This window comes from Vicinamibacteria bacterium, from assembly GCA_035620555.1.
Taxonomy (GTDB): Bacteria; Acidobacteriota; Vicinamibacteria; order Marinacidobacterales; family SMYC01; genus DASPGQ01.
In genome coordinates, this window is the sequence record DASPGQ010000473.1 from 1 (window position 1) to 4,111 (window position 4,111).

General features: G+C 62.4%; 6 protein-coding genes and 1 pseudogene. 3 read left to right on the forward strand and 4 right to left on the reverse strand.

Annotation, left to right across the window (positions count from 1 at the left end):
• Positions 1 to 231: alkaline phosphatase (locus tag VEK15_19060; GenBank protein HXV62807.1), on the forward strand; the 231-nt coding region annotated here is incomplete at its 5' end.
• Between the two features lie 22 nt (positions 232 to 253).
• Here the strand turns inward: VEK15_19060 and VEK15_19065 are convergent.
• From VEK15_19065 to VEK15_19080, 4 genes and pseudogenes are all read right to left on the reverse strand, one after another.
• The gene (locus tag VEK15_19065; protein ID HXV62808.1) at positions 254 to 679 is read right to left on the reverse strand and encodes a type II toxin-antitoxin system VapC family toxin; all 426 of its coding nucleotides are present in this window, start codon (positions 677 to 679) and stop codon (positions 254 to 256) included.
• Positions 676 to 924: an Arc family DNA-binding protein gene (locus VEK15_19070; protein ID HXV62809.1), complete on the reverse strand. Its 249-nt coding sequence runs from the start codon at positions 922 to 924 to the stop codon at positions 676 to 678. Before VEK15_19070 ends, VEK15_19065 begins: the two co-directional genes overlap by 4 nt.
• An 82-nt stretch (positions 925 to 1,006) precedes the next feature.
• Positions 1,007 to 2,302 carry a metallophosphoesterase gene (locus VEK15_19075; GenBank protein ID HXV62810.1) on the reverse strand — a complete coding sequence of 432 codons (1,296 nt, stop codon included), beginning with the start codon at positions 2,300 to 2,302 and terminating at the stop codon, positions 1,007 to 1,009.
• 215 nt (positions 2,303 to 2,517) lie between these two features.
• A pseudogene (locus VEK15_19080) lies at positions 2,518 to 2,763 on the reverse strand (hypothetical protein).
• Positions 2,764 to 3,017: 254 nt separating this feature from the next.
• Here VEK15_19080 and VEK15_19085 point away from each other — a divergent pair.
• Both VEK15_19085 and VEK15_19090 read left to right on the forward strand, forming a co-directional pair.
• Entirely contained in the window at positions 3,018 to 3,530 is a 513-nt protein-coding gene (locus tag VEK15_19085; GenBank protein HXV62811.1) for a hypothetical protein, read from the forward strand.
• A gap of 22 nt (positions 3,531 to 3,552) precedes the next feature.
• The gene (locus VEK15_19090) at positions 3,553 to 3,945 is read left to right on the forward strand and encodes a hypothetical protein (GenBank protein HXV62812.1); all 393 of its coding nucleotides are present in this window, start codon (positions 3,553 to 3,555) and stop codon (positions 3,943 to 3,945) included.
• Positions 3,946 to 4,111 lie beyond the last annotated feature (166 nt).

Below are 4,111 nucleotides of genomic sequence, written 5' to 3' on the forward strand. Positions count from 1 at the left end.
ACGTCGAGCAGCAGCCTCACCCCCGCTCGACGGGAAGCCTTCCAACGCGAGAACCCCCACATCCATTTCAGCGACGCGGAGCACCGCGGATACGTGCTGGTCGAGCTGACGCAAAGTGGCGGGAAAGCCGACCTCCGGGGACTCGACGACGTCACCCGTAAAGATTCCGGGATCAGCACGCTCGCGTCGTTCGCGATCGAGGATGGCCGCCCCGGATTCCAGCGCTCCTGAGCCTTCGTCTCAAGACAAGCTTCTATCTGCTTCCCGCCCAAGGGTCGACGACGTCGATCTCGAGGTCCCGGAAATGCTTGGTGTTTCTGGTCGCCAGAGTAGCTCGTCGCGCGGTGGCGATCCCCGCGATCTGAGTATCCCGAAATTCGACCGGGCGTCCCTGGCGTTGCCTCCGGGCCGCGAGCGCCGCGGCGGCCAGCGCCGCCGGCTCGTCGAAAGACAGTATCCGGCCGCCAAAATCTTCAACAACGGCACGCTCGAATGCTTGCTCGAACCTCTTTCGTCGGCGGCTAGCGACGAGTAGCTGCAGGCCGAGTTGTACCTCTAAGAGCGTTATCGAAGTCGTCCACACGGACTCAGGCGGACATCGATCCAACCATTTGATTACGCTCTCGTCCGGGGAGGAAAGCATCAAGGCGGAAAGAACATTAGTATCGAGAATGATCATTCGGAAAACGATGCGGGGTGCACCACCTCTCCGTGAAGCTCGGGGATCTCTTGTTTGAGCCCAAGTCCGGCGAAGCGCGAGGCAATGCGGGTACCGAGAGGAGGCATGGGTCGACCTTCATCCTTGAGGACGTTGCGTAAGATGTCTCGGACCTCCTCTTCCATGCTGCGGCCGTGTCGGGAAGCCCGGCGCTGGAGCCGCTTCTTTACGTCTTCTTCGAGATTGCGGACGATGAGCTGTGCCATTTCAAACTAACGATAGCATGATATCAGCTACCGCGCCAAGATACTCGGAGACGCCCCCCATGTCACATCCAGCTGGTATTCCTCAGCGCTCCTGAGCCTCCGCAAGAGCGGACCGCAGCCGCTGGGCGAGATTCCGATGCGCCCGCGTGGAGCGGCGTTCGACTGGCGCGGTCTCGATGAGCCCGAGCGCCTGTTCGTACGCATGCCGAGCCTCGGCGGTGCGCCCCGCGCGGCGCAGGATCTCGCCGCGCCGGAACCAGAGAACCTCTTCGGGCATCCAGCGAGAGATCGTTTCGAGTCGGACGAGCGCGCCGTCATATCGCTCGAGCGTGAGCTCCAGCTCGATGGCGCGAAGCTCCAGAGTCACCAGGTGTCCGGCTTTCTCGACGCCCTCGTCGATGCCGCGCAAAGCCGGTTCCGGGAGCCCGGCACGCACGAGAGCCTCGGATCGCTCCAGATAGTACTCGGGGGTGTGGCGCTCGAGCGTGGCGATCGCGCGCGTGTAATCCTCCGCCGCTTCTTCGAACCTTCCCAGCGCGCCCCGTGCCCGGGCGCGCGTGACCAGCGCTTCGCGGCGGTCCGTAATTTCGGAGACATCGGCGTCGGCAAGGAATCGGTCGAGCTCGACGAGAGCTTCGGACGATCTTTCTGACTCGTTGAGATCCGAATCGCCGATCTGACGAAGAAGATCGAGGCCGACCCGGGGAATGTCGCGCTGTACCTCAAGAGGGGAGAGCTGCACCGGGTGCACGCGGACTGGGAGAGCGCTCTCGCCGACTACCGGCGCGCGGGGGAGCTCGACCCGGCACTCACTACCGTTCATCTCGCGCGCGGCCGCATGTTCTAAGTGGCCATCGATGAGATACGAGCGCTCGTAGGAGTGGCTGTGTCCGGAGAGCACGAGGTCCACACCGTAGTCCTCGAGGATGGGCAGAACGTCCTCGCGCATGTCGCTCAGGGTTCCCGAGCCGTCCGAGTTATGAGAGCCCTTCGAGTACGGTGGGTGATGCCAGAAAACGATGAGCCAGTGCTTGTCGTTGTTCAGAAGATCCGCGGCCAGCCACATCATCATGCCGCTGTCCGCGGCGGTATCGCCTTCCGCTGAGTCCAGGCAAACGATGTGGATGTCTCCGTAATCGAACGAGTAGTAAGCCTCGGTTCCCGAGGGGACGCCGCCCGCCTCACCGTTCGTGGGCAGATCGAAGATCTCGTAGTACGGGCCGCTCTGGCTCGCCGAGTTGGCCTCGTGTGCGTCGTGATTACCCAGCGTCGGCCACAGCACCGACTTCCGAAGAAGGCCGGGATACATGTTGAAAACGGCCGCTTGATACTCGGCGTCGGTGCCGTCAGGGTAGGCGTTGTCCCCAGCATCAGCCATAGGTCCGGAGTCCTCGGTCCCGTGAAACCCAGAAAAGAGTCGCGAACCGCCCGGGCATCGTCATCCGCCGTTCCCGAATCGCCGATCACCCAGATTCGCGTGGGCTTCGACTCTCCTGGCACGGGCGACGTGACGAAGAAATAATCCGTATCGTTGCCCGCGAGCTCCTGGCTCGCTGTACCCACCGAATAGTAGTACCGGGTGTCGGGGAGCAGCCCATCGATCGAGACCCCGTGCTCGGTGGTCGGCGATTGACTGGACGCCGCCTGCGTGAGGCCTCCTGGCGAGGAGCCGAATCTCACCATACTATCGGTGGCTAGGTTGGTCCTCCAGAGCACAGTGACACCGTTCGGTGTTCCCGACTGGAGGTAGGGTCCGCGCACGACGCTTTGCGCGTGAGCGAGTGGCGCGAGCGCCCAGGAGACGAGAAAAAGAAATGTGGCTTGCGGTCGATTGGTCATAATACCCCCTCGAGCCGCGACGGTCCGTTGATTGTGAGTGGACGAACGGGCTACTGGATCGGCAATGTAAATCCGCGCGGGCGGGAACGTCGCACGAAATTGGACCCCTTCAATTCTCGGGCTCGCCGCGATCGGTCGTTGAATGGGCTTTTACAACGCGAATAAACGATATGTCAATACGAAGCGCCCCATGGCACCGGCGCGCTGGCATCCCGGTCGAGCGTCTGAGACAATCTCGGGGCTGAGGAGGAGTCATGAAGATTCATGGACTCGCTCTCACTCTGATGGCTCTTGGCGTCGCGGTGTCCTATGTCGCTCTGGCACCCGCGCAGGTTCCCGCCTCGTGCCCGGTGAGTCCTCCGCCGGAAACGCCGTTCACTCCGCCGTCTCCTTACCCGACAGAGGCTCCGTACGGAAACTTCTGGTGGGGGACCGAAGGCCTGTGGACGATGCTCAGGTCCGACGGGACGTGGCGCGGAGTGCCCCCGGATCGGGGATACCGCCGCGGATATCGCGACAAAGTCTTCTGGTGGCATCCGGGCTACGACGGTCGGGTCGAGCCCAAGCCGGAGCTTACCGTCACCGGGAGGCGAATCGATGCCGACGCGCCCCCGTTCACTGTGGCATCCGCCACCAACGCGCATAGCGAAGATTTCGGCGGGTGGACCATGCTCACGGGCGTCGACATCCCGACGACTGGCTGCTGGGAGATCACCGGTCGGTACGCCGACGAGTCGCTCACGTTCGTCGTTTGGGTCTCCGAGTAGCGTCCCAGGAGCGGACAAGTCCATGGACCGATATCGCGCCAGCGACTTCATCCGAATCGGGCTCGTGATCGCCATTATCGTGCTCGTCGTCCTGTCGTATCGCAACCGAGAATTCGTGAGCGATGAAGAGCGCGCCACCTGGGACACGACGGCGTTCTTTCTGGCGGGACTGCTCACTGTCAGCCAAAGCGATCTCGAAGACGATGTGCGGGTCCGCCAGAACTTCCGCGCCAACTATGAATGGTTCCGAGACGTCTTTCTTCCCCACCTCCGAGGAATGCCCGAGCACCCCTGGACGTCGTGCCCCGAATATTGCATTCCCGCGGCCGAGAAGCTGACGCGAGGTGATGCCGACAAGGAGAAGCGCGTTCAATCCGCTTTGGCCGAGTCTCGAAGCCCGCAGGAAACGAGGTAGCCATGCAAGACATGCCTTCCCATGCGTTCGGTAGATTAATCGTCTTCATTCCGATTCTGCTGTTCCTGCTCGGAGCCGTGATCGTCTACCTCGTGCTCATGGTCCGGTGCGTTCTCGACATGTTGCGCCACGGGGCGCATGCGGTGCTTCTCACGTTTGCTTTCCT